16 protein-coding genes are annotated in these 24,116 nt (G+C 34.9%); 4 read left to right on the top strand and 12 right to left on the bottom strand.

The window, feature by feature from the left end:
* Window positions 1-111: 111 nt before the first annotated feature.
* On the bottom strand, window positions 112-2,160 hold the full coding sequence (locus HNP35_RS05015; protein ID WP_246453331.1) for an insulinase family protein: 2,049 nt from the start codon (window positions 2,158-2,160) through the stop codon (window positions 112-114).
* A 12-nt stretch (window positions 2,161-2,172) separates the two neighbouring features.
* A complete protein-coding gene (locus HNP35_RS05020; protein ID WP_184157919.1) occupies window positions 2,173-3,495 on the bottom strand; it encodes a M16 family metallopeptidase in 1,323 nt (440 codons plus the stop codon).
* Window positions 3,496-3,769: 274 nt separating this feature from the next.
* Between HNP35_RS05020 and rplU the strand changes: the two genes are divergently transcribed.
* Together rplU and rpmA are read left to right on the top strand one after the other, a co-directional pair.
* Window positions 3,770-4,207 carry a 50S ribosomal protein L21 gene (gene rplU / locus HNP35_RS05025; protein WP_073412831.1) on the top strand — a complete coding sequence of 146 codons (438 nt, stop codon included), beginning with the start codon at window positions 3,770-3,772 and terminating at the stop codon, window positions 4,205-4,207.
* Between the two features lie 24 nt (window positions 4,208-4,231).
* Complete coding sequence (gene rpmA, locus HNP35_RS05030) at window positions 4,232-4,492, top strand: 50S ribosomal protein L27 (protein ID WP_012023622.1); 261 nt, start codon at window positions 4,232-4,234, stop codon at window positions 4,490-4,492.
* Window positions 4,493-4,830: 338 nt separating this feature from the next.
* Here rpmA and HNP35_RS05035 read toward each other — a convergent pair whose 3' ends face one another.
* Together HNP35_RS05035 and HNP35_RS05040 are read right to left on the bottom strand one after the other, a co-directional pair.
* Window positions 4,831-7,590 (bottom strand): AsmA-like C-terminal region-containing protein, encoded by a 2,760-nt coding sequence (locus tag HNP35_RS05035; RefSeq protein WP_184157918.1) that lies wholly within the window; start codon window positions 7,588-7,590, stop codon window positions 4,831-4,833.
* Between the two features lie 51 nt (window positions 7,591-7,641).
* The gene (locus tag HNP35_RS05040) at window positions 7,642-8,223 is read right to left on the bottom strand and encodes a tRNA-(ms[2]io[6]A)-hydroxylase (RefSeq protein WP_184157917.1); all 582 of its coding nucleotides are present in this window, start codon (window positions 8,221-8,223) and stop codon (window positions 7,642-7,644) included.
* Between the two features lie 114 nt (window positions 8,224-8,337).
* Here HNP35_RS05040 and HNP35_RS05045 point away from each other — a divergent pair, with 114 nt between their 5' ends.
* Window positions 8,338-9,579 (top strand): glycosyltransferase family 4 protein, encoded by a 1,242-nt coding sequence (locus tag HNP35_RS05045; protein ID WP_184157916.1) that lies wholly within the window; start codon window positions 8,338-8,340, stop codon window positions 9,577-9,579.
* Between the two features lie 71 nt (window positions 9,580-9,650).
* On the opposite strand, the gene HNP35_RS05050 is transcribed toward HNP35_RS05045, so the two are convergent.
* The 8 genes from HNP35_RS05050 to porU all read right to left on the bottom strand — a co-directional run bounded on the left by HNP35_RS05050 (window position 9,651) and on the right by porU (window position 22,198).
* Complete coding sequence (locus HNP35_RS05050; protein ID WP_184157915.1) at window positions 9,651-10,529, bottom strand: helix-turn-helix domain-containing protein; 879 nt, start codon at window positions 10,527-10,529, stop codon at window positions 9,651-9,653.
* Between the two features lie 97 nt (window positions 10,530-10,626).
* Window positions 10,627-11,157 (bottom strand): carboxymuconolactone decarboxylase family protein, encoded by a 531-nt coding sequence (locus tag HNP35_RS05055; RefSeq protein ID WP_184157914.1) that lies wholly within the window; start codon window positions 11,155-11,157, stop codon window positions 10,627-10,629.
* Window positions 11,158-11,799: 642 nt separating this feature from the next.
* On the bottom strand, window positions 11,800-13,647 hold the full coding sequence (locus HNP35_RS05060) for a hydrolase/aminopeptidase (protein WP_184157913.1): 1,848 nt from the start codon (window positions 13,645-13,647) through the stop codon (window positions 11,800-11,802).
* Between the two features lie 91 nt (window positions 13,648-13,738).
* Window positions 13,739-15,385, bottom strand: coding sequence for a pyruvate dehydrogenase complex dihydrolipoamide acetyltransferase (locus HNP35_RS05065; RefSeq protein ID WP_184157912.1), 1,647 nt, complete (start codon window positions 15,383-15,385; stop codon window positions 13,739-13,741).
* A gap of 5 nt (window positions 15,386-15,390) precedes the next feature.
* Complete coding sequence (pdhA, locus tag HNP35_RS05070) at window positions 15,391-16,389, bottom strand: pyruvate dehydrogenase (acetyl-transferring) E1 component subunit alpha (RefSeq protein ID WP_184157911.1); 999 nt, start codon at window positions 16,387-16,389, stop codon at window positions 15,391-15,393.
* A gap of 161 nt (window positions 16,390-16,550) precedes the next feature.
* Window positions 16,551-17,033 carry a cytidine deaminase gene (gene cdd, locus HNP35_RS05075; RefSeq protein WP_184157910.1) on the bottom strand — a complete coding sequence of 161 codons (483 nt, stop codon included), beginning with the start codon at window positions 17,031-17,033 and terminating at the stop codon, window positions 16,551-16,553.
* A 77-nt stretch (window positions 17,034-17,110) separates the two neighbouring features.
* A complete protein-coding gene (porV, locus tag HNP35_RS05080; protein WP_184157909.1) occupies window positions 17,111-18,316 on the bottom strand; it encodes a type IX secretion system outer membrane channel protein PorV in 1,206 nt (401 codons plus the stop codon).
* Window positions 18,317-18,361: 45 nt separating this feature from the next.
* Window positions 18,362-22,198: a type IX secretion system sortase PorU gene (gene porU / locus HNP35_RS05085; protein ID WP_184157908.1), complete on the bottom strand. Its 3,837-nt coding sequence runs from the start codon at window positions 22,196-22,198 to the stop codon at window positions 18,362-18,364.
* Between the two features lie 213 nt (window positions 22,199-22,411).
* Between porU and gldJ the strand changes: the two genes are divergently transcribed.
* Window positions 22,412-24,097 carry a gliding motility lipoprotein GldJ gene (gene gldJ, locus HNP35_RS05090; protein WP_184159705.1) on the top strand — a complete coding sequence of 562 codons (1,686 nt, stop codon included), beginning with the start codon at window positions 22,412-22,414 and terminating at the stop codon, window positions 24,095-24,097.
* The last annotated feature ends 19 nt before the right edge of the window (window positions 24,098-24,116 follow it).

Here is a 24,116-nt window from a genome sequence, read left to right on the forward strand (position 1 = left end):
TCAGCCTGACAAAAAAAGTTATGAAATAAAAAAAAGCTTTGTCAAAGTTTTAAACTTTGACAAAGCCTTCAAAAATCTTAGTATCTTAGTATCTCAGAACCTTAGTATCTTCTACAAAAAATCTTTCTCAGAAACTCCTTCATTAATCTTAATATCAGACATTTTGATGTCTAATTCAAAACCAACATTCTGAACTAGATTAAAAGGAACTTTAACGCCTTTTACTTCTTTATAATCACCAAAATTAGTGATTTGTGTAGTTGATTTTCCGCCCTGTTCGCGAACTTTAGATTCTGCTGTTTTTAAACCAGATTTAACGTCGTAATAGTAAGTTGTTTTGCCATCTTTAATTACATAAGCATCATTTCCGTTAATAGGTTCTATTCCTTCAACTTTTAAATCTGCTCTTTTAGCCAGCTGTAATTCTTCAAATGGAGTTGCGTTGGCTTTCATTTCTGCTAAATCTGCGCCTTCAAGATTTTTTCTTTGACCTTGCTGTTCTACGTAAGCTCCTTTTTCATTTACAACTTGTTTCATTAAATTCATAGTTCCCATAGAAAGAGAAACCATCATTTTTCCTTTAGAATCTAATTTAGATGTAAAAGTCAATGGAGTAGGAGCTTGCGGAATAGTTGTTGAACCATCCATGTAAAGTGTTTTAACTGCGGTAACAGCTTTTTCTCCACCAATTGCTTTGATGTAGTTTTCGAAAACCGTTTTTGCAGTTATATCCTTTGGAGCTTCTTTTTTTGTAGAAGGTTTTTCGACTGGGTTTCCGAATTTATCGAAATAAGAAATAGGAATATTTAGTTTTTCTAGACTAGAAATAACATCAGAACCTTTTCCAACTATTACAATTCGCATATTGTCCAAAAGGAAATATTTGTTTGCAACGCGATAAATATCGTCTGCTGTAACGTTGTTGATTGTTTGAATATATTTTTCGTAGAAATCAGCTGGAAGTTTTTCTGTTTCAATGTTTAAGGCATAACGTGCTACAGCCTGTGGTTTTTCAACCTGCATTACAAATCTTCCGATATAACCTGCTTTTACATTTCGTAAAACTTCTGGATCAACTCTTTCTGTACGAATGCGTTTGATCTCTTTTATAAACTGAACAACAGCGCTATCTGTAACAGTATTTCTTACGGCAGAAGAAGCCTTAAATTTTGTTACATATTTTCCGCTTCCAATGCTTGAGTTTGCTCCGTAAGTCCAAGCGTGCTGTTCACGTAAATTCATGTTTAAATAGCTGTTGAAATCTCCTCCTAAAATTTGATTAGCAATTACGGCAGGGAAGAAATCAGGATCGCTCATTTTTAAATTAACTGTATTTACTAACGAAATTTCAGATTGAACTGCATTTGGAACATCAACAAAATCAATTTGAAGGTTTGCAACATTCACAGGATCTGGGTAGCTGTTTTTAGGAGCGGCTTGTTTTTTCCAGTCTTTGAATAATTTTTCTACAGAACTTTTTACTTCCTTAAATTTTACATCACCGATAACAACTAAATAGGCATTTTCTGGAACAAAATACGTTTTGTAATTGTTTTGAACATCTTCTAATGTTACATTTTTTACCGTTTCTTCCGAAAGATATTCTCCTGTCGGGTGATTTTTTCCGAATGCTAAAACATCAACAACTCTGTTTGAGATTGCAGGAACGCTTTTTTCGTCAGCTTTTAAACCTTCTAAAAGTTTTGCTTTTTCTTTGTCAAATTCTGTTTGAGTAAAATTTGGTTGCAAAGCACCTTCTGCTAAAAGTTCTAAAACTCGTCCAGAATATTTTGATAACGCACTTGCGTAAGCTCCTTGCGAAGTAAAGTTGATATTAGCTCCGTAAAAATCAATTTCTTCATTAAAAGCTTCTTTGGTTGTTTTTTTTGTTCCGTTTCCGATTAAACTGCTTGTTAATTCGTCAACTCCTTTTTTGTTGCCTTCAGTAAATGGTGCGTTATCTAAAGTTAAAGTAAAGCTTACTCTAGGTAATTTATGGTTTTCAACAACTAAAACCTTCATTCCGTTTGATAAAACGAAAGTCTGCGGTTTTTTGATGTTGACTACTGGGGCATTTCCTGGTTTGGGTTGTGGACGATCTTGTGCTTGCATAATTCCAGTTACGAATAAAAGGATTAAAAAAGTATATATTGTTTTCATGATTCGATATTCTTAGTTTTGAGATTTGTTGGTAGGAATGTAATCTAAAATTAAGCGCTGATTCGGATTAAGGTATTTCTTGGCAACTTCCCTAATTTCTTCTCTTGTAATAGAATGATAAATGTCTATTTCGGTGTTGATTAAATTAACATCTCCGTAAAGCAAATAATATGAAGCTAGGTTTTCTGCAATTCCTTCTACACTTGAATTTGCATTCACATAATTATTATCGAATTTGTTTTGTAGTTTTTCGTAATCTTTTTCGGAAATTAGATCAGTTTGAATTTTTACGATCTCTTCATCCATTTCTTTTAAAATATCGGCTGTTGTATTTGGAGCCATTGGCAATCCGTATAATATATAGGTTCCGTAATCTTCTTGGCTAAAACCTACCGCACCGATTTGTAAGGCCATTTTTTTATCGTCAACGATTTTTTTGTAAAGTTTAGAACTTTTTCCATCGCTCAAATAAGAAGAAATTAAATCTAAAACTCTCGCATCTCTAGTTTTCATAGAAGGTGTTCTGTATGAAGCCACAACCATAGGAATCTGAATGTTTGGGTCTTCATAAGTTGCTTTAATCGTCTGTGTGATTGGTTCCTCAGTAAAAGTTTGTTTTTTAACTTCTTCGCCTCTTGGAATTGGTCCAAAATACTTCTGAATCCATTCTTTGGTTTTTGCTTTGTCAAAATCTCCAGCAACAACTAAAACCGCATTGTTTGGAGTATAGAATTTTTTATTGAAAGCTTGAAATTCTTCTAAAGTTGCCGCGTCCAAATCTTTCATAGATCCGATAGTTGTCCATCTGTACGGATGATTTTTGAACATGTTTTTCTTAACCTCTGCCAGGATATTTCCATATGGTTGGTTGTCATAACGCATTCTCTTTTCTTCTTTTACAACTTCATTTTGAGTGTCAACACCAACCTTGTTAATAATAGGATGCATTAGCCTTTCTGATTCCATCCATAAACCAAGCTCTAAACTGTTGGAAGGGAAAACTTCGTAATAATAGGTTCTATCATCAGAAGTATTTGCATTATTAACACCCCCGTTTGCAGTAACTATTTTCATCCATTCGCCACGCTTTATATTTTGTGTTCCTTCAAATAATAAATGTTCAAAAAAGTGTGCAAATCCCGTTCTGTCTGGGCGTTCGTCTTTTGATCCGACGTGATACATTACAGATGTAATAACAACGGGTGCCGATGGGTCATTGTGCAAAATGACATGCAGGCCATTATCTAAATTGTATTCTTCAAAAGCTACTTTTTGAGCATGAGCTACTCCGCCAAGCATTAATGCAGCACTTAACATCATTATTGATTTTTTCATAAAGATTAATAATTTTATATATCAAACAAAGAGTAGGTAGGTCAGAGTTGATTTTAGTTACATCAAAAATAGTTTTTTTTAATTACGTATTGCAGTTTTGTTTTCAAATTCCGATTATTTTAACAATCTTTTACTTTAAATAAAACGGAAATATTATGATAAAAGGCTTGAAAACCAGTATTTTTTATGGATAAAATATTTTTGCAGCTATAGGTTGCATAGTAAATTATTAGTTGTATATTTGCAACCTTAAAATTCAATAAATCAATTTGATATGTATGCAATCGTAGAGATAGCAGGGCAACAATTTAAAGTAAGCAAAGACTTAAAGGTTTATGTTCACCGTTTAGCTAACGAAGAAGGTTCAAAAGTTTCTTTTGACAAAGTTCTTTTATTAGATGATAACGGAAATGTAACTTTAGGCGCCCCAGCTATAGAAGGTGCTTCAGTAGAAGCTAAAGTGTTACAACACTTAAAAGGTGATAAAGTTATCGTTTTCAAAAAGAAAAGAAGAAAAGGATACAAAAAGAGAAATGGTCACAGACAATATCTTACACAAATTGTAATTGAAGGTATTACTGCAGCAGGAGGAACTAAAAAAGCAGCAGCTAAAAAAGCGGTTGTAGCAGAAGAAGCAGCTACTGAAGAAGTAGAAGCTCCAAAAGCAAAAAAGGCAGCTCCAAAAGCAAAAAAAGAAGCTACTAAAGAATAATAACAATATTTAAACTCATACGTCATGGCTCACAAGAAAGGTGTCGGTAGTTCGAAGAATGGTAGAGAATCAGAATCAAAACGTCTAGGCGTTAAGATTTATGGTGGACAAGCTGCTATTGCTGGGAACATCATCGTTAGACAAAGAGGTTCAAAACACAATCCAGGTGAAAATGTTTACATCAGTAAAGATCACACACTACACGCAAGAGTAGCAGGAGTTGTTAAGTTCCAAAAGAAAAGAGATAACAAATCTTATGTATCTATTATCCCATTCGAGGCATAATAATCATAGATTACTTTTTATAAAAAACCCGTTCTGAAAAGATCGGGTTTTTTGTTTTTTATTATAGTTTAAAATTTTAAGAAGGGATAATCACAATATTGTCGTCCCGAGGAACGAGGGATCTTCACAAGAAGCTCCATAAAGATTGATCTTTGCGAGAAACGAAGCAATCTCACATTCTAATCAAATTAGAGGTCTTTTTATTAGTGAGGTTGCCTCGTTCCTCGCCATGACAGATTGTGCAAAAAAAAACCTTTGTCAAAGTTTAAAACTTTGACAAAGGTTATATGTTGAAACACGATTTGGAATTTGTAATTTGGAGTTTTTAGTTTGAAATTTTATTCCTCAGTATCTTCAGTTTCTTTCAAATCCTCGGTCTTACGTCCAACTTTTACCTTAGGATTATCTTGAGTTCCGGTAACTGTTAACGGAATTCCGAAAATCCCAAATGGAGGCAATCCTAAACGCATTTTTAAGTTCAGTTTTCCATCAAGGCTAGTTGTTCCTTCAATTCTAGGCCTGAAGCCTGCAAATTTAAATTTAAAACGGTCTACAGTTATAATATTGTTTTTAACTGTAGTTTTTATATCTACTTTCGAAAGATCTGGATTTTTCATAGATTCCGAATTTGTCTGCTTGCTTACGGCATTAAACATTTTCAATCCGCGAACTTTCACATCTTTTACAGAAAGTGTTCCGCCTCCCACAAGTGAAGGGTAAACAGGCTCCATATTAGCATTTAAGCGGCCTTTTAGCTGATAATCCAAAGAAACAATTCCTTGTGCTTTTTCGGCTGCACTGGCCATTTTTCTGAAAACGTCAATTTCGTTATATGCTCTTTTAATATCAAAATCAGTTGCCTTGATAGCATAATCAAAATTAGCTTTTTTAGTTGTTACAGCTTGATAATTGGCATTCATTGTAACTTTGCAACCAATAAGGTCGAAACCTGTATTCTGCATTGTTAGTTTGCCTTTTTTCATGCTTAAATTTCCAACAGCGTTTTGAAGTTTTAATTTGTCAAAATTTACTTTTTGAGCGTTAGCAGTAAAGTTCAGATTTAAATTTGTTGGAATGATAATTACTCCAGTTTGTGTGTTTTCTGGTTTTGTTTCCGTTTTCGGGGTTGAAGTTTGTGTTACAGAAGTTTCAGAACTTGTTTCTGACATAAATTCATCAACATTAATATAGCGTGATGCAGATTTGAAAGAACCTCTTAAAACGCCTGTATTTGTTGTTGCGTAATTAAAGACATTTTGAAGATAGCCATTCATTGTAAAATCAGATTGGCCGTATGAGGCTAAAAAGTTATTGAAATACATTTTATCCTGATTGATTTTGAAAATTCCTTCTTTTATGATGAATTTTTTAGGTAGATATTCAGATGTGATACCGATATTTCTCAGTTCAAGTGTTCCTTTATTGTGCAATTTGCTGTAATGTCCTTTTTCGGCATCGCTTTGTTTTCCTTTTAAAACGACGTCGGCTTTTACGAAACCATCCAGATCAAGTCCTTTCTGTGAGAAAACTTTGTAAATTCGATTAACATCCAATTCACCCTTTGCTTTTACATCATAAGTTAAATCATCAAAATTGCTTAAGTCAGCTTCAACAAAAACTGGTTTTCCTTCAAAAGTAAATTGAGTTGGTTTTAAATTGACTTTCAAATCCTGGAAAGTTCCTTTTTGATTCTCAATTTTAGATTTGATTATGATATTCGTAATCGGATTTGGATAATAAGGTGTTTTTAAATATCCATTTTCCAAGTTGATTGTACCATTGGTTACAGGAAAACGTTTATTCTTTTGGTCAAAAACTCCGTTTGTTTTGATGTCGCTGGCTAAAGATCCTTTTAGTTTTATATCTGGAATTCCCAGAGCATTCACTAGTTTTTCAAGATCAATTTTAGCTTTAAAATCACCGTTGATATCCGGAGTATTTACACCTTTAACCATAAACTTCGATTTCAAATAATCCTGATTAATGTTTAAAGATAAATTTTGAGCATCAACAATTACTAAGTCCGGATTTAAAGACGGAACTTTAGTTTTAATGTCTAAATTAAGGTTAGAAACCGGAAAGGCGCTTTTGTTATAATTGACAAATCCGTCGTTTATTTTTACGTCCAAATTTAAATCCGGAGCTATATTTTGCGATGCAATATATTTTCCCTTTAAAGTAAAAAGAAGATTGGTGTTTCCTTTTAATTCAGTTTGAGCCAGCCAGGTAATGTATTTTGGCGGGAAAGCTGTAAAAACGTCGTACAATTTGCTGTTATCCGATTTAATTACAAAATCCATATTGTAACCATCTTTCAGGATGTCAAATTTTCCTTTAAAATCTACCAAAAGCTGATTGATTTTTAAATTGTTCTGCTGGAAAAAGAACGAAAGCGAGTTGATGTTTACTTTTGTAATCAAATCGGCATCAATTTTTTTGTTCATTAAATAAGGTTCGTCCTCATAAACGATATTTAATTTTTCGATTTTAGCTTTAGAATACAAATCAAAAACAGCTTTGTTTAAATCTCCTTTTCCTAAATAATTAAATCCAAAGGCATCAAAATGCACTTTTGTCGATTTATCGTCGTAAACAATTTTACTGTTTAAGATTTCAATTCGTTCTAGTTTTAATGCGGTATCACTGCTGTCTTTCGATTTTGAAGCCTGTTCCTGCGATTTGTAAATATTGTAATTGGCTTCTCCGTTTGGATTCACTTTTACATTGATAAAAGAATCAGACAAATAAATCTGATCAATTTTTACCGACTTGCTGAAAATCAAACTAGCAACGTTAATCCCAAAAGAAACCTCTTTTGCAGTAATAAATTTTTCGTTTTTATACGGAGCCGAACCATTAAGACTTAAATTGTCTAGTGTAAGCGTTAGCGAAGGAAAATGGCGGAAAAACGAAACAGAAACATCAGAATAATTAAGCTCTGCACTTAATCTTTCATTAGCAGTTTTTTTAATCTGTTCCTTAATCTGATCTTCAAAAACGATAGGCGTTAAAAATAGTAATCCTAAAAGAACAGCGAAAGTGATTCCGAAATACTTCGCAATTTTAAATACGATTGATCTGGATTTACTTTTTTGCATAACGAATTGTTGTATTAGAGTATAAAAATAAAGTCAAAAAACGAGTATAAATTAGCCGTGTACGGTTTCATTTTTACCATAATTGGTAATGATGGAACCTTCATATTCAATCCATTCTTTCCATCTTTTATCAATATCGATATTGTCTTGATATTTTCTGGCGAATCCTAAAAATGTTGTATAATGACCAGCCTCAGAAATCATTAAATCGCGGTAGAATTTAGCCAATTCCTTATCCTGAATATTTTCAGAAAGCACTTTAAAACGCTCACAACTTCTCGCTTCAATCATAGCAGAAAATAATAATCTGTCGCAAAGCGCATCTCTTCGGCTTCCGTCTTTTTTCATGAATTTAAAAAGTTCATTTACATAATGGTCTTTACGCTCACGCCCTAAAGTAAGTCCGCGCTGTTTTATAATGTCGTGAACCATTTGAAAATGTTCCAGTTCTTCTCTAGCAATAACTAACATTTCTGTTACCAATTCTTCAATTTCAGAATTGTAAGTAACGATGCTAATGGCATTTGAAGCCGCTTTTTGTTCACACCAGGCGTGATCCGTTAAAATTTCTTCGATATTTGATTCAACGATATTTACCCAGCGAGGGTCTGTAGCTAATTTTAATCCTAACATAATTTCCAGGCATTTAGATTTTGCAAAATTAGTGTTTTTTTACGACCGAATTTCAGGAAATTGGGTGCAAATCCGCGGAAAAAAGCATTATTTTGTAAGTTGAAACCAATTAGAATGAATCAGCTAAAAAAACTTTTAATTATTGGGTTTGTCTGGCCCGAGCCAAAGTCTTCTGCGGCAGGCGGAAGAATGATGCAGTTGATTTCTATTTTCAAAGAAAATGGATTTGAAATTACATTTGCGAGCGCGGCTCAGGATAGCGATTTTATGGTTGATTTAGCTGAATTTGGAGTAATAAAAAGAAACATCGAACTGAATTCTTCGAGTTTTGATGGCTTTATAAAAGAATTAAATCCAGATGTTGTCTTATTTGATCGCTTTATGATCGAAGAACAATTTGGATGGAGAGTGATTGAAAACTGCCCCAAAGCAATAAGAATTCTTGATACGGAAGATTTGCATTGTCTGCGAACAGCGCGACAAAAAGCGTTTAAAGAAAACATAAATTTTGAACTTATTGATTTGTTATCTGAAGAAGTTGCAAAACGAGAAATCGCCAGTATTTTACGTTGCGATGTGTCTTTAATTATTTCTGAATTTGAAATGGATATTCTAAAAAATGTTTTCAAAATCAATGAAACTTTACTGTTTTATCTTCCTTTTTTAGTTGAAAAAATGGATGAAGAAGAGTTGCAGAAATTACCTTCTTTTGAAGAGCGAAAAAATTTTGTTTTCATCGGAAATTTTCTTCATGAACCGAATTGGAATACGGTTCAATATTTAAAAGAAGCCGTTTGGCCTTCGTTAAAAAAGAATTTTCCAGAAGCCGTTTTAGAAGTTTATGGCGCATATCCTTCACAAAAAGTATTGCAATTGCATCAGCCGAAAAATGGCTTTTTTATTATGGGAAGAGCTGAAGATGCCAATGAAATTGTAAAAAAATCAAGAATTGTTTTGGCGCCAATTCGTTTTGGAGCGGGTCTGAAAGGAAAATTATTAGAAGCCATGCAATGCGGAACGCCGAGCGCGACAACATCGATTGGTTCAGAAGCCATGCATGCCAATTTACCTTGGAATGGTTTTATTGAAGATAATCCAGAGGAATTCTCAAAAAAAGCAATTGCATTATATCAAGATGAGAATCTTTGGAAACAAGCCCAGAAAAACGGAATTACAATTATTAATGGATGCTATCAAAAAAGCAATTATTCAGCTCAATTGATTTCAGTGGTAAATTCACTTTTGATAGATTCTGAAAGTCATCGTTTACATAATTTTATGGGAAATATGCTTCAGCATCACGCTTTTAAAAGCACGATGTATATGTCAAAATGGATTGAAGCGAAAAATAAATAGTCACAGTTTTCAGTCACAGTTTTCAGGTCTGTAATTGCTGAAAACTGTGACTGAAAACTGAAAACTCTAAACTAAGTGTCCATTTTACCAAAACCAACAGTTTCGCGATACATTTGAGGAGAAACATCGGCATTCGTTTTAAAGAAACGACTGAAATAATGTTCGTCATCATAACCTAATTCGTACGCAATTTCTTTTACCGTTTTGTTGGTCAAATAAAGTTCTCTTTTGGCTTCAATAATAATTCTTTCCGAAATCAAATCGGTTAAAGTTTTATTGAAATAATTCTTAGACAATTTCGCTAATGCTTTTGGAGAAATATTCAATAAATCAGCATAATTTCCAGCCGAATGTTTGGTTTTGAAATTAAGCTCTATAGCATCTTTTAGATTTTGGAGAATCAAAGGTTCTTTAGAATCTGGAACCGATTTCATTTCTTCCAATTGTTCTGTTTTTAATCTTGAAGCTGTGATTAAAAAGATTTTTAAATATGAAATCAATAATTCGTACTGCGCCAATTCAGCATTCTGAATTTCAGCTTTCATTTGTTCAATCACCATTTTAAAAGTCTGTTCTGCTTGTTCTGTAACCTGAACATACGGTGGCTGATAAATATTATTGAACAAAACGCCATTGCAGGAAACCTCTTTTTGATGCATATGAATGCAATAAAAATCAGGATGAAAATGAATTGCAATTCCTTCAATCGACTCATTCACACAAAGCATAAACGGTTGATAAGGAGAAAAGGCAAGAAGTGAGTTTTCTTCAAAATGATGCTCTGCAAAATCGGCTTTTACTTTGCCTTTTCCTTTTGTTACCCAAATTAAAGAGTAGTAATTATTGCGCTGTAAATGGTCAAAGTGGCTGTTATCATCAAAAGGAAGAATTTTAAAAGCCAAATTCCCATTCTGCGGATTGATTAAAGTGAAAACATTTTGAGAACTCATAAATTTATTTCATTTTTGGAAATATAAAGATAGCTCTCAAATAAATTCAGAGCTATCTTTATACATTGTTTTTTGTTATTGTGAAAGTGCTGTTTAATTATACTGCAGGAAAATCAATTTCAGTATTCGCTAAATTGTTAAAGTAGTTTGTTAATACGTTCAAAGCTGTATGTGCAACAGTTTCGGCAATTTCTGCATCAGAAACTCCAGCGTTTTTAGCTTTGTTTACATCTTCGTCATTTACTAAGCCTCCTTTACTGATTAATGTTTTTGCTAATTGTAAAATCGCTTCTGTCTTTGCATCAGTAGAATTTCCTGTTCTTGCTGCGTGTAAAGCTACTGGATCTGCTTTTAATAATTTTTCTCCAATAAAAGTGTGAGCTGCTAAACAGTAATCACAAGAGTTGCTTTCTGAAACTGCCAAGGCAATTAATTCTCCTGTTTTAGCGCTTAATTTTCCGTGGCTCAAAGCGCCACTCAAATTCAAATATCCTTCCAAAACCGCTGGAGAATTTCCCATTGTTCTCATCATGTTTGGTACAACGCCTAATTTTGCCTGAACTGCGTTGAATAAATCTTTAGTTTTTCCTGTTACTTCTTCTAGGTTTAATGCTGTTAATCGTGCCATTGTATTTAATTTTTAATGTTATTATGAGTTGTTGTCTTTTGACATTACAAAGTTGCAACGATTACAGATTTTAAAACATGGAGAAAGCACGCTATGTGATGGACAATTTTCCCTGGTATTTTTTTCAGGAGCTAATCCAGCTTTCCGTTTCAAGTCCTCACTGCAAACCTTGATTTTTCTAAGCCATAAAACGAGCTTCCGTTGGTCGCTGTTTTCTGGCAAGAAAAATCAAGGTTTGCAGTTCCGGGCTTTCCACTTCAATCTGGGCTAGGGCACTCGTTTTCAAAAGAATGTTTTCGTTTAGTTTGTCATTTCGACGGAGGAGAAATCTTCGCAAGTAGCTCGGCAAAGATTGGAGTTGTTCTGTCTAATTTTCCTTCCAGTTTGTCATTTCGAGGAACGAGAAATCTCCGAAAGTAACTCCGCAATCAGAATCGCCAATCTTTGCCGAGCTACTTGTGGAGATTTCTCGTTCCTCGAAATGACAAGATTGTGTTGATTGTTTTGCGGAATTTCTAGTGCGATTTGCTTCGCCTGTTCACTATCGCTCGAGTCTCCTCCATCGAAATGACAAACAAAACGAAAAAAAATAGGTTGTTCCTTTTGGGAACAACCTATTTTAAAATTATATTCTTGAAAAGTTTATTTCAAAACCCCTTCAACAGCCTGGATAGTAGTCGCATGATAACCAGATTTCGCTTTATCAAATACTTTTTTAGCCCAAACCTTCCCTTCCGGAGTTTTAGCCATTTCTTTATAAAGCATCATAACAGAACCTGTTCTACTGATTCCAATTAAGAATTGCTCAATCGCAGGATCAGCAACTTTATACTGATGACGAATTGCCTGTACAAACCATTGACGTTTAATGATGAAATTGCCGCCTTTTGTAAAGTTGAATTCTTTGTCAATCGCTTCCATTTCTTTCGCTGTAATATCAGTTGGCAAATGATCAATAAAATGCTGTTTTTCGGCAGTAGTTGTGATTTTTTTGCTCAAACCTGCAACTCCAGTTTCTCTCCAGCTTTTTTGAATTGCGTCAATTGCATCAAATTCTGGAGAACTTACCGGAAGAATATTCGACGGAATTCCTGGTTTGTAAATCCAGTTGTCTAATTGGATTTTATCAGCTAAAGCTTTGTCTCCTTTGATAAGATTATCATTTAAATACTTTACAAAATCTTCTGTTGTGATAGATTGGAAAGCATGAGAATCAAAATAATTCTTAATAAACGGATCGAATTTATCGCGTCCGACAGCATTTTCAATAACTCTTAAAAAAGCATATCCTTTCACATAAGGAATTTGACTGATTCCGTCGTCAGGATTTCTGCCAGTTAAACTCACTTTTAATCTTGTATCTGGATTTGTGTCTCCATATTCCGCAACATTATCAGTCAATTCTTTGTTGGTGATAACATTCTGCATATCAAATTCTTTCTTTCCAAAAATAGCCTCGCCAATTCTGTGTTCGACATAAGTTGTAAAACCTTCGTTTAGCCAAATATCGTCCCAAGTAGCATTTGTAACTAAATTTCCGCTCCAGCTGTGTCCTAATTCGTGGGCTAACAAGCTTGTCAGCGAACGATCTCCAGCAATTACTCCCGGAGTTAAGAAAGTCAAGTTCGGATTCTCCATTCCGCCATAAGGGAAACTTGGAGGTAAAACCAAAACATCATAGCGTCCCCATCTGTATGGGCCGTATAATTTTTCCGCCGCATTTACCATTTTTCCTAATTCAGCAAATTCATAAGCGGCACTTTTTAAAACTGATGGTTCAGCATAAACTCCTGTTCTGTTGTCAATTGCTTGAAATTCGATATCTCCAACCGCAATTGCCATTAAATAAGAAGGAATCGCTTTGTCTTGTTTAAAAGTATAAACTCCGGTATCATTTTTCTTCTGCGGATTTACAGCGCTCATAACCGCTAATAAATCTTTAGGAACTGTAACTTTTGCATTATAAGTAAAACGAATTCCCGGCGAATCCTGACAAGGAATCCAAGTTCTTGACCAAACACTTTCTCCTTGAGAAAATAAGAAAGGTTTCTTTTTGTCGGCTGTTTGTTCTGGTTTCAGCCATTGTAAAGCTACGGCATCTTTAGTAGTACTGTAGTAAATGTTTACTTTGGTCGTATTTGGCTCGATAGTAATATGAAGTGGTTTTCCGTGAAATTCAACGTCTTTTCCAAGCTCAAATTTGGTTTCTTTTTCATCATCGCCAAGTGTAACTTTGGTAATATTTAAAGTGTTTTCGTCGAAAATAATTTCATTTCCTTTACTGATATTGTCAATTGTCCAAGATGCTTTTCCTGAAATAGTTTGCGTATCAAAATCAACTTTGATATCAAGGTCAAGATGTTTTGCAACGGCAAGTTCGGGTTTAGAATAGCTGTGTTCGTCTGTAACAGCTACTGCTTTTTCTGTTTGCTCTTTTTTCTGGCAAGCAATTGCTGTCAGAAATAAAGCGACAAGAATTAGTTTCTTCATTTTGTGAGGTTTTGAATTTGAGGATGAAAATTAAACAAAAAATCCCGTTTTGAATAAACAAAACGGGATTTAATTATAAAATTAACAACGATTACGCCAACATTGTAACTGGGCTTTCGATGTATTGTTTTAATGTTTGTAAGAACTGAGCGCCAGTTGCACCGTCAATTGTTCTGTGGTCACAAGCTAATGATAGCATCATTGTGTTTCCAACTACGATTTGGCCGTTTTTAACTACTGGTTTCTCAACGATTGCACCTACAGAAAGGATTGCAGAGTTTGGCTGGTTGATGATAGAATTGAATTCAGTAATACCAAACATACCAAGGTTAGATACTGTAAAAGTACTTCCTTCCATTTCTTGTGGTCCCAATTTTTTGTTTTTAGCTCTTCCGGCAAGATCTCTAACTGAACCGCCAATTTGAGATAAGCTCATAGCATCAGTAAATTTCAATACAGGAACTACTAATCCGTCTTCAACTGCTACGGCAACACCAATATTTACGTGGTGGTTGATGATGATAGCATCTTCTTTCCAAGTAGAGTTTATTTTTGGATGCTTTTTCAATGCTAAAGCACAAGCTTTGATTACCATATCGTTGAAAGATACTTTTGTATCCGGAACGCTGTTTATAGCAGCTCTAGCTTGCATTGCTTCGTCCATGCTTACTTCGATCACTAAGTTGTAGTGAGGAGCAGTGAATAAAGATTCAGAAAGACGTTTTGCAATGATTTTACGCATTTGAGAGTTTTTAATCTCTTCTGTGTAAACTTCACCAGCAGGAACGAATACTTTTGGTGCGGCAGGAGCAGATGCTTCTTGTTTAGCAGCAGGAGCAGAAGCAGCAGTTTGTGCTTGAGCAGATGGAGTAAAGTTTTCGATATCGCTTTTTACGATACGTCCATTTTCTCCAGTTCCTTTAACTTGATTTAAAGAGATTCCTTTGTCAGAAGCGATTTTCTTAGCTAATGGAGAAGCTAAAATTCTTCCTCCGTTTGAAGAAGTTTCAGCAACAGCTTCTGTAGCTTGTGCAGCAGCAGGAGCAGCAGCTTTTGTTTCTTCAGCAGCAGGAGCACTTGCAGTTGCGGCGCCACCAGCAGTAAAGTTATCAGCAACTCCAGAAATGTCAGTTCCTGCAGGTCCGATGATAGCTAATAAACTATCAACAGGAGCAGTGCTTCCTTCTTGAATTCCGATGTATAATAATGTTCCAGCATTGAAAGACTCAAACTCCATAGTTGCTTTGTCTGTTTCAATTTCTGCTAAAATATCTCCTTCCGCTACAGTATCGCCCACTTTTTTCAACCAAGTTGCTACTGTACCTTCAGTCATTGTATCACTTAAACGTGGCATAGTTACTACTATAACACCTTTTGGTAATTCAGCTGCTTTTGCAGGAGCAGCAGTTTCAGTTTTTGCTTCAGCAGCTGGAGCATCCGCTTTTGGAGCTTCGGCAGCAGGAGCATCACCACCAGCTAAAAGAGCAGAGATATCTTCTCCTTCTTTACCAATGATTGCTAATAATGAATCAACAGGAGCAGTTTCTCCTTCTTGAATTCCGATATGTAAAAGAGTTCCTTCGTTAAAAGATTCGAACTCCATTGTTGCTTTGTCTGTTTCGATTTCAGCTAAGATATCACCTTCGCTTACTTTGTCGCCTACTTTTTTAAGCCAAGTTGCTACCGTTCCTTCCGTCATTGTATCGCTCAAACGAGGCATTGTTACTTTAATTGCCATAATTCTTATAATTTATGAGGTGTAAATGGATAGTCTTCTTGTGCGTATACTACATCGTATAATTGTTGTAAGTCTGGATATGGAGATTCTTCAGCGAATTTCGCACATTCTTCAACTAAGTCTTTAACTCTTTGGTCAATTACTTCGATTTCTTCTGCAGTAGCATATTTTTGATCCATAATTACATCAAGTACTTGTGTAATTGGGTCGATTTTTTTGTACTCTTCAACCTCTTCTTTAGAACGGTATAATTGTGCATCAGACATAGAGTGTCCTCTGTAACGGTACGTTTTCATTTCAAGGAAAGTTGGTCCGTCTCCGCGACGTGCTCTTTCGATAGCTTCGTGCATTGCTTCGGCAACTTTTACTGGGTTCATTCCGTCAACAGGTCCACAAGGCATTTCATAACCTAAACCTAATTTCCAGATGTCAGTGTGGTTTGCTGTTCTTTCTACAGAAGTTCCCATTGCATAACCGTTGTTTTCAACGATAAATACAACTGGAAGTTTCCATAACATAGCCATGTTGAAAGCTTCGTGAAGAGAACCTTGTCTAGCAGCTCCATCACCAAAGTAAGTCATGGTAACACCACCAGTGTTGAAATATTTGTCTGCGAAAGCAATACCAGCTCCCACAGGAATTTGAGCACCTACAATTCCGTGACCACCGTAAAAACCGTGCTCTTTAGAGAAAATGTGCATAGAACCTCCCATACCTTTAGAAGTTCCTGTTGCTTTTCCTAAAAGCTCAGCCATTACATTTCTTGGATCAACGCCCATACCGATTGGCTGAACGTGGTTTCTGTAAGCAGTAATCATTTTGTCTTTAGTCAAGTCCATAGCGTGCAGTGCACCCGCTAATACAGCTTCCTGACCATTATATAAGTGTAGAAAACCTCTAACTTTTTGTTGAATGTATAATGCTGCAAGTTTGTCTTCAAACTTTCTCCAAAGTAGCATGTCTTCATACCACTTTAAATATACCTCTTTTGTAACTTCTTTCATCTGAATTCTTTCTTTTGCTAAAGTTGTTTGTGTTATCGATTATTGTTGCCTGTAACGCAAAATAGTTTCCTCCCACAAATTTGCGCCCGAAAGCTCGGGATGCAAAAATAAGACATTACATTTAAGAACTAAAATTTAAACGATACTTTTTGGCTTTTTTTTTACAAGAACTTTTTATCAAACATTAATGGGAGCAAATTTTTTAATGATGACGATTTATAAACTTCGCCAATTTCGCCCATAAAATAAATTTCAATAGGTGTTTCTTGTTTTATCTCATATTCTGCAATCGATTGTCGGCAAGAACCACAAGGCGGGATAGGAGCAGTAGTTTGATTGGTGTCTGAGGCTGCTGTAATAGCCATTTTTAAGATTTTTGCTTCAGGATAAGCACTTCCAGCGTAAAATATTGCTGTTCTTTCCGCGCAAAGCCCAGAAGGATAAGCGGCATTTTCTTGATTAGAACCTAATATAACTTTTCCATTGTCTAGAAGTAAAGCGGCTCCAACTTTAAACTTAGAATAAGGAGCGTAGGCTTTTTTTCTGATTTCAACAGCTTGATTCATTAACTCTTGAATATCGCTTGGAAGTTCATTTAGGTTTTCAAATATTGTAAATGAAGTTGTTATGCTTATTTCTTTCATTTTTTATTGAGGAAAAAAAATCCAAATTCCCATTATTTAGGAATTTGGATTAAGTTGTTTTTATTTTATCTCGGTCTTTAGTACGTTTCGTATTTATCTCCAAAGTTAAACGTTAAAGAGAAACGAAGCGTGTTTTCTAAAGGATTTTTTATTTTCGATGCTGAGAACAGGTAAGAAACATCAATTTTCATGATATTATATTTAAATCCTGCTCCTAAAGAGAAAAATTGTTTTGCTCCTTTTTCAGGGCTTTCGTGGTAATAACCTAAACGCATTGCGAACGAATCTTGATACATGTATTCGGCTCCAAGGCTGTATGTAACCTCTTTCATTTCTTCTTTGAATCCGCCTGGTGCATCTCCAAATGATTTAAATATTCCTTCGAACCAACCAATGTCATTGTATTTTTGGTATCCATTATTGGTTGCTTGCTGTTGCGAAATGTCTTCTGGATCATCATAATCACCATCTCCATTTCCGTCAACTGGGGTTCCGATACCTGGAGGGGTTGGAACTAAAAGTTTTGTAAGTTCAGCACTTACAGTAAGTTTGTTGTATTCGTCGAAAATGAAATCAAATCCTCCACCCACTCTTAAATTAGCAGGTAAAAAATTAGAACTCATATCATCATTGTCGTAGCTTATTTTTGGACCTAAATTCTGAAAGTTAACTCCCGCTCTCCATCTTCCATTAAAATCTTGATAAGCAATTTCTTCAGATTGGTAAAAAGCTGCAACATCGACTGCGAAAGATTTTGCTGCTCTTGCATCTACTTCTTCAGATGCGACTTTTAAATTAGAGTTGATAAAACGAGCTCCAACTGCCATTGAGAATTTCTCGCTTAATTTTAAAGAGTAAGATCCATCTAGTGCAAATTCATTTGGACTAACTTCTCTTACTGCTTCATTTGGATCTCCTGTGTATCTTAATTCAATTCCTCCAAAACCGAAATAACGAAAACTAGTAGCAAAAGCACTTTTTTCGTTGATTTTGTTGTAATAGGTTAGCTGACCTAAAGAGATGTCATTGGCAAGATCTGTCAAATACGGAGTGTAACTGATAGAAAGGCCTTGAGCGTCTTCTGAAAACGCATACTTTGCAGGATTCCATTGTTGTGAGAAAACGTCTGCAGAAGTAGCGACACCTTGGTCGCCTAAACCTGCTGCTCTAGCGTCTGCTGCGACCATTAAAAACGGGACTCCAGTAACGATAGGTCTTGATTCTTGCGCTTGTAAACTGCAAAGAACAAAAAAACAGATTAATAAAAGTGATGTTTTTTTCATTGGTGGGACTAAATTTTTTTTTTGGTGGTGCAAATATATATAATATTATAGGATGACAAGCTTTTCGTATTTTTCTGCTTTTTTATTTGTTAAATTGGATTTTACAGTAAGTTTATAAATGTAAACTCCTTTTCCGATTCTGTCTCCAAAATCATCTTTTCCGTCCCATGTTATATCTCGCGATAAAAATCCTTCCGTCGTGATGGTCTGGTTTTTGGTCCAAACTACTTTTCCTGTTATAGTCATTACTTGAACCTGTACGTCTAGCGGTTCATATGGTCTATTGTGAGAAAACCAAAATTGAGTGTAGGTTGAAAAAGGATTTGGGTAATTAAGAACGTGTGACAGTGTTAATGAGTCGTCTCCTACAACTGTAAACTGAATTTCGCTTGTTACAGGGTTATTGTAAACATCCCAAGCTGTAAAGCTTATAGTGTGTAATCCCGGAGCTAAATTTCTAAACGGAAAACGTAAATTTCCGTTGGTGTAATCGTCTAATTTTGTCTGGTAATAATCATTTAAAATATAAGGATTACTTACGTCACCATCCAAAATTGCTACAATATCATGCCCGATTCCGCTTGCTGTGTTAATTCCGTTTTCATCTTCTAAGAAAGCTAAAAGGAATGGAGATTCGTTTGTGATGCCTCCAGATACAAAAGTTTCGTCGTTCATATATAACTTAACTTTTGGACTTATATTGTCCTGAGGCGCATTTTCGTTAATTCCTCCAATTTTAATTACGTTATTGTAACCTGTTTGATTTTCTAAAGCCTCATTTTTCTTGGAGTAAAAACTAATTCGTCCATTATCAACAGGGATCCTAATGTCTCTCGGAACGACAAAACTAAATTCAAATTGTCCGTTTGTTACAGAAGCATTTCCTCTAAAAATGGTTTCTCCTAAAGTCTTAAATTGCATAACAGGACTATTTCCGTCATTGTTTAAAGTAGAAGATGTAATCATCTTATCGAAAATAGCGGTGGCTAATTCTCCATTGTAATTGCTTAAAAGAGCGTTGTTTTCATCTGTTATTTCTCCTGAAATTTTAATTTTTGAAAGTGATTTAAAATCAGGAATTGGTTGCGAAATAGCAATATCATTTACTTTTGTTAAATTAATTCGAGGCTTAGGAATTGCGAGCATTAATGCTGGGTCGCCTAGATAAAAGATTACGTTGCTAGAAGAACTTGGGTTTTCGTTTTTTGAAATTCGCAATGTTTCTGCAATTGTATTATATTGGTTTGAACCATAAGACAGCAAGTTTTTGCTTAAGCTGTCATTAAAATTCTCAGCATTAAACTGTCCAATCGAACGGATTGTTGTTAGCATCGAAATAGCACCTCCTTTTGGGTTCCAAAAAGTGTATTCGCCAGCTGTCGGTCGTGTTGGGTCGTCAAAGCGTGAGAATTCGCAGGTTATAGTTATAAATAATGGATATTTATATTGATTATTTAAATTCTGTCCATCCGATTTTTCCCAAATTCGTTCACTTGCTAAGCCGTCTTCGCCTCCGTGCCCTAAATAATTAAAAACTAAAGCGCCTTTTTCAAAAGCATCAAAGATGTCTGTTCTTGCCTTAGGATAGCGAGAGCCTCCCGCAGAAGCTTCTTGTGTGTATGCGTCTAAAAATATTTTATCAATATTGAAAAATGGTTTTTCTGTAGCAATAACATCTGCCAAAGCATTTTGACGCGATTGTAAGCTTGCATCTGAACTTTGGTCAGAATCGTCGCTTATTAAGACAAAATTATTTCGCCAGTTTCCGTAAGATTTAATGTCGTGATATTCTAGTACTTTATTGACCATTTCGCTTGCCTGCGCATTGTCCGAAACCAGCATTCTTCCTACGGCGATATCTATTCCTCCGAAAAAAGAAATGATGTTTCCTTCATCAGCATCCATTAATCCAAAAAAATCATCAGATGCAAAAGAAGATTCGCCAACGGTGTTACTGTTTAAAGAATGATAAATAGGAACAATGTTGGTGTTATTTGTAACGCGATCTTTATAATCATATGAAGCATCTCCAAAAAGATTGATGTATTTTAATCTTTTGTCTGGTGAAGATGCATTTTCATAAATGTATTTAATGCAGTTTCTAATAGCGCTAATGTCTTGTTTGCCTGAAGAGAATTCTTGATAGATGTTTTCTAAAGCAATTACTTTTACAACTAAATTAGAATTCGTGCGGTGAAAAGTAGCTAATTTTTCGGCCTGAGAACTTAATGATTTTGGTGTTATAATGACATAATCAACATCTTGAAAACTATTTTGGTTGTTTTTTAATAGTGTGCCTTTAAGGTTTTGATTAGCAATTTTTGACTGACTTTCCTTTAAAGGTGTGTAGTAATCTGCCGCATCAACTGCTATATATTTTCTGACTTCGCCAAGAGTTGCTTTAAAACTAAAAGAAGATTGTCCAGCGTTGTCTATTTTTGATACATTATATATGTCTGTAATATCCCAAATTTGCGAAATAGCTGCGGCGTTTCCAATCGTGTAATTTACAATGCCAATTGTGGAGCCAGCTAAGTCGTACTGGAATTTAAATTGTTTTCCTGTGCCTAATAACCTTCGTTTTGCAATTAAATTAATGTAATCAAGGTAGCCTCTTGATCCAGGAACGCCATTATTGTTGTAGTTCAGTTTGATTTTAATATTGTCGGTTCCTGTAAAAGTGGTGTTTGCAGGTAATTTTCCGTTGTAATATTTAGTGTCCGAATTGGTGATTAAAGCATTAAAAGAGATGTTTCCAATGTTTTGTCCGTTGGAAGAAATGGTAAATGAAGTAGGGGTGTAAGCGGCAGAAGCGGCATTTATTTCGATTTTAACGGGAACAGAAGTTTCTAAATTTGGAAAACTAAACGAAAATTCCTGTTCTTGATTAATGTCAAATGATTCTCCGAGCCATTGTCTTCCTAAATGTGCAATGTTTGTTAAGTCGGTTTCATGCGATTGATAGTCATCAAACGTGTTGAGTTCTAAAGTTGCATTTCCCGTAGGTTGAATTAGATTCGGAATTCGTTTTCCTTCATTCCCTACGCTTGTAATGTAATAATATGATTTTGTGCTGTATAAATTGATATTGGTTTGACTTTCGGTGTTCCAATTGTCAACTCCCTCGGCGTAAAAAAGGATGAAATCTTCGTTGTTAAAAACGCCGTCATTTTCTCCAGAAATCTGAATGGCATTTTCAATTAAATCTTCAGGATAATAGATATTATTTGCCAATGGAAGCATTCTTCCTCCATTTCCGTAGATTTTAATTCTTCTTGGGTCAACTTTAGAAGGGTCAAAACCAAGGCTTTGTAAAAAAGATCTGGAGATTTTGTAAACCCCAGATTTTTCTACATAAAAACGATACCAATCTCCAGAAGCTAATACAGAATTTGAAATTATGGCGTTTTTTTGAGTAAGTGTCGAATTATTAGTTTTTGAAGTTGAGCCAGTAGAAGAATATGAAAAAGATTTAATTTTTTTGAACCCGTTTCCGTCTTTAATAATTGGAGAAAGAATTAAAAAAGATTGTTGATTTCCACGTGAGCTAACTACTTTTAGCGATTCATTTGGCTTTTCTGGGATGTTATTTTGGATTAAATCACCCAAATCAGCTGCAGAAATTTGCTCATAAAAGACATTTGTTATTTGTATTGAATTTGAACTAGAAAACAGAGATTGGTTCAAATTAAGCATTAATGTTATGCTTTTCTTAGCTGTGTCGAAACGAAAACTATTGCCAGAAAAATAAGGAATGATGAGTTTTTGCTCCCCGTAATTCATCTCTTTTTTGCCTTGCCAATCTATTGTGAAGGTCCCATTTATCTGAGAAACACAGAGAAATGGTAGTAAAAAAAGATATATTTGTAAGGCTCGTTTCATGCTTCAAAAATACGGGTTTAATTTAAAAATATTTTAGTAAGTAAAAATATAGTATTTCATGTTATAGTAATAATAAAAAGTATATTTTTGCGTTCGTAACTATAGGTTATTTTCTGGTAAAAAAACAGTGAAATAAAATTATGAGAACGGATGTTGCTAATTAAATGTTAATTATTATATTGCAACACCTAAATTTATCACCTAAGAATGAGTATGAAAGTAAACAAAATTGTAGCCTTGCAATTAATGATGTCAATGGTATTGATGTTGGGCACGGCTAGTTGTAGCAAAAAATCGAGTTCCACTCACGCTTCTAGAGCAACTGGTTGGGATGTAGATAGTCAGAATGGAACTGCTGCTAGAAATGCAGGTAAAAAACAACAGGCTGGTCCTGGTTTGGTTTTTGTTGAAGGAGGTACGTTTACAATGGGTAAAGTACAGGATGATGTTATGCACGATTGGAATAACACGCCAACCCAACAACACGTTCAATCATTCTATATGGATGAAACCGAAGTTACAAACGGTATGTACTTAGAATACCTAGAGTGGTTGAAGAAAGTTTTTCCACCGACAGAAGAAAATTACAAGAATATTTACGAAGGAGCATCGCCAGACACCCTTGTTTGGAGAAATCGTTTAGGATATAACGAAACGATGACAAATAACTATTTAAGACACCCATCTTATGCTAACTACCCAGTAGTAGGTGTTAACTGGATTCAAGCAGTTGAATTTAGTAAATGGAGAACAGACCGTGTTAACGAGGCTGTTTTAGAAAAAAATGGTTATCTTAAAAAAGGAGCTAAAACTAACGAAGTTAGTGCAGATAATGCATTCAACACAGAAGGTTACTTAATGTCTCCTAGCACATCACGTGGTGGTAGCGAAGAAATCGTGTTGAAGAAAAACCAAACTGGAAGAAGACCTAAAGCAGGTAAAGATGGTGTTGTGCCGGAAGAGAAAAATGTTTATGCACAACGTTCTTCAGGAATCATCTTGCCAGAATACAGACTTCCTACAGAAGCAGAATGGGAATATGCAGCAGCTGCAGATGTTGGACAAAGAGAATATAACATCTACAAAGGACAAAAGAAATATCCTTGGTCTGGAGATTATACTCGTTCAGCAAAACGTAAAAATAGAGGAGATCAATTGGCTAACTTTAAACAAGGAAACGGTGATTACGGTGGAATTGCAGGATGGTCAGATGACGGAGCAGATATTACAAACTCTGTAAAAAGCTATGCACCTAACGATTTCGGATTATACGATATGGCAGGTAACGTTGCAGAATGGGTTGCCGATGTTTACAGACCTATTATTGATAATGAAGCAAATGATTTTAACTACTACAGAGGAAATCAATATGCTAAAAACAAAATTGGTAAAGACGGTAAAGTAGAAATTGTTACAACTTCTACTATTAAATATGATACTTTAAGTAATGGTAAAGTGATTGCGAGAAATCTTCCAGGAGAAATCGCTCAAGTGCCAGTTGATGATCAAGAAACATATTTGAGAACTAATTTCAGTACAAGTAACAATATCAATTACAGAGATGGTGATAAACAATCTTCTAGATATTTTGATTTTGGTGACTCTGAGTCTGGAACTAAAGCTGATCAAGCAATGTACAACTCTCCTAAACATAATGTTACAACAGATAGTTTAGGAAAAATGATTAGAAAATATGACAACTCTAGTAAACGTACTACTTTAATCGATGATAAAGTAAGAGTTTATAAAGGAGGTTCTTGGAGAGATAGAGCTTACTGGTTAGATCCAGCTCAAAGAAGATATTTCCCTCAAGATATGGCAACTGATTATATCGGATTTAGATGTGCAATGTCTAGAGTAGGTTCTAAAGCTGAAAAAAGAAAATCACCTAGAAACTAATCTTTAGAAATTCTAACAT

This window comes from Flavobacterium notoginsengisoli (assembly GCF_014207905.1).
Lineage (GTDB): Bacteria > Bacteroidota > Bacteroidia > Flavobacteriales > Flavobacteriaceae > Flavobacterium > Flavobacterium notoginsengisoli_A.

Bases quoted from the DNA above. Each gene is read 5' to 3' on its own strand.
- cdd (WP_184157910.1), bottom strand. From the start codon at position 17,033: ATGAAAGAAATAAGCATAACAACTTCATTTACAATATTTGAAAACCTA.
- porU (WP_184157908.1), bottom strand. From the start codon at position 22,198: ATGAAACGAGCCTTACAAATATATCTTTTTTTACTACCATTTCTCTGT.
- HNP35_RS05065 (WP_184157912.1), bottom strand. From the start codon at position 15,385: ATGGCAATTAAAGTAACAATGCCTCGTTTGAGCGATACAATGACGGAA.
- rplU (WP_073412831.1), top strand. From the start codon at position 3,770: ATGTATGCAATCGTAGAGATAGCAGGGCAACAATTTAAAGTAAGCAAA.
- HNP35_RS05055 (WP_184157914.1), bottom strand. From the start codon at position 11,157: ATGGCACGATTAACAGCATTAAACCTAGAAGAAGTAACAGGAAAAACT.
- HNP35_RS05015 (WP_246453331.1), bottom strand. From the start codon at position 2,160: ATGAAAACAATATATACTTTTTTAATCCTTTTATTCGTAACTGGAATT.
- HNP35_RS05020 (WP_184157919.1), bottom strand. From the start codon at position 3,495: ATGAAAAAATCAATAATGATGTTAAGTGCTGCATTAATGCTTGGCGGA.
- HNP35_RS05060 (WP_184157913.1), bottom strand. From the start codon at position 13,647: ATGAAGAAACTAATTCTTGTCGCTTTATTTCTGACAGCAATTGCTTGC.
- pdhA (WP_184157911.1), bottom strand. From the start codon at position 16,389: ATGAAAGAAGTTACAAAAGAGGTATATTTAAAGTGGTATGAAGACATG.
- gldJ (WP_184159705.1), top strand. From the start codon at position 22,412: ATGAAAGTAAACAAAATTGTAGCCTTGCAATTAATGATGTCAATGGTA.
- HNP35_RS05035 (WP_184157918.1), bottom strand. From the start codon at position 7,590: ATGCAAAAAAGTAAATCCAGATCAATCGTATTTAAAATTGCGAAGTAT.
- HNP35_RS05050 (WP_184157915.1), bottom strand. From the start codon at position 10,529: ATGAGTTCTCAAAATGTTTTCACTTTAATCAATCCGCAGAATGGGAAT.
- porV (WP_184157909.1), bottom strand. From the start codon at position 18,316: ATGAAAAAAACATCACTTTTATTAATCTGTTTTTTTGTTCTTTGCAGT.
- HNP35_RS05040 (WP_184157917.1), bottom strand. From the start codon at position 8,223: ATGTTAGGATTAAAATTAGCTACAGACCCTCGCTGGGTAAATATCGTT.
- HNP35_RS05045 (WP_184157916.1), top strand. From the start codon at position 8,338: ATGAATCAGCTAAAAAAACTTTTAATTATTGGGTTTGTCTGGCCCGAG.
- rpmA (WP_012023622.1), top strand. From the start codon at position 4,232: ATGGCTCACAAGAAAGGTGTCGGTAGTTCGAAGAATGGTAGAGAATCA.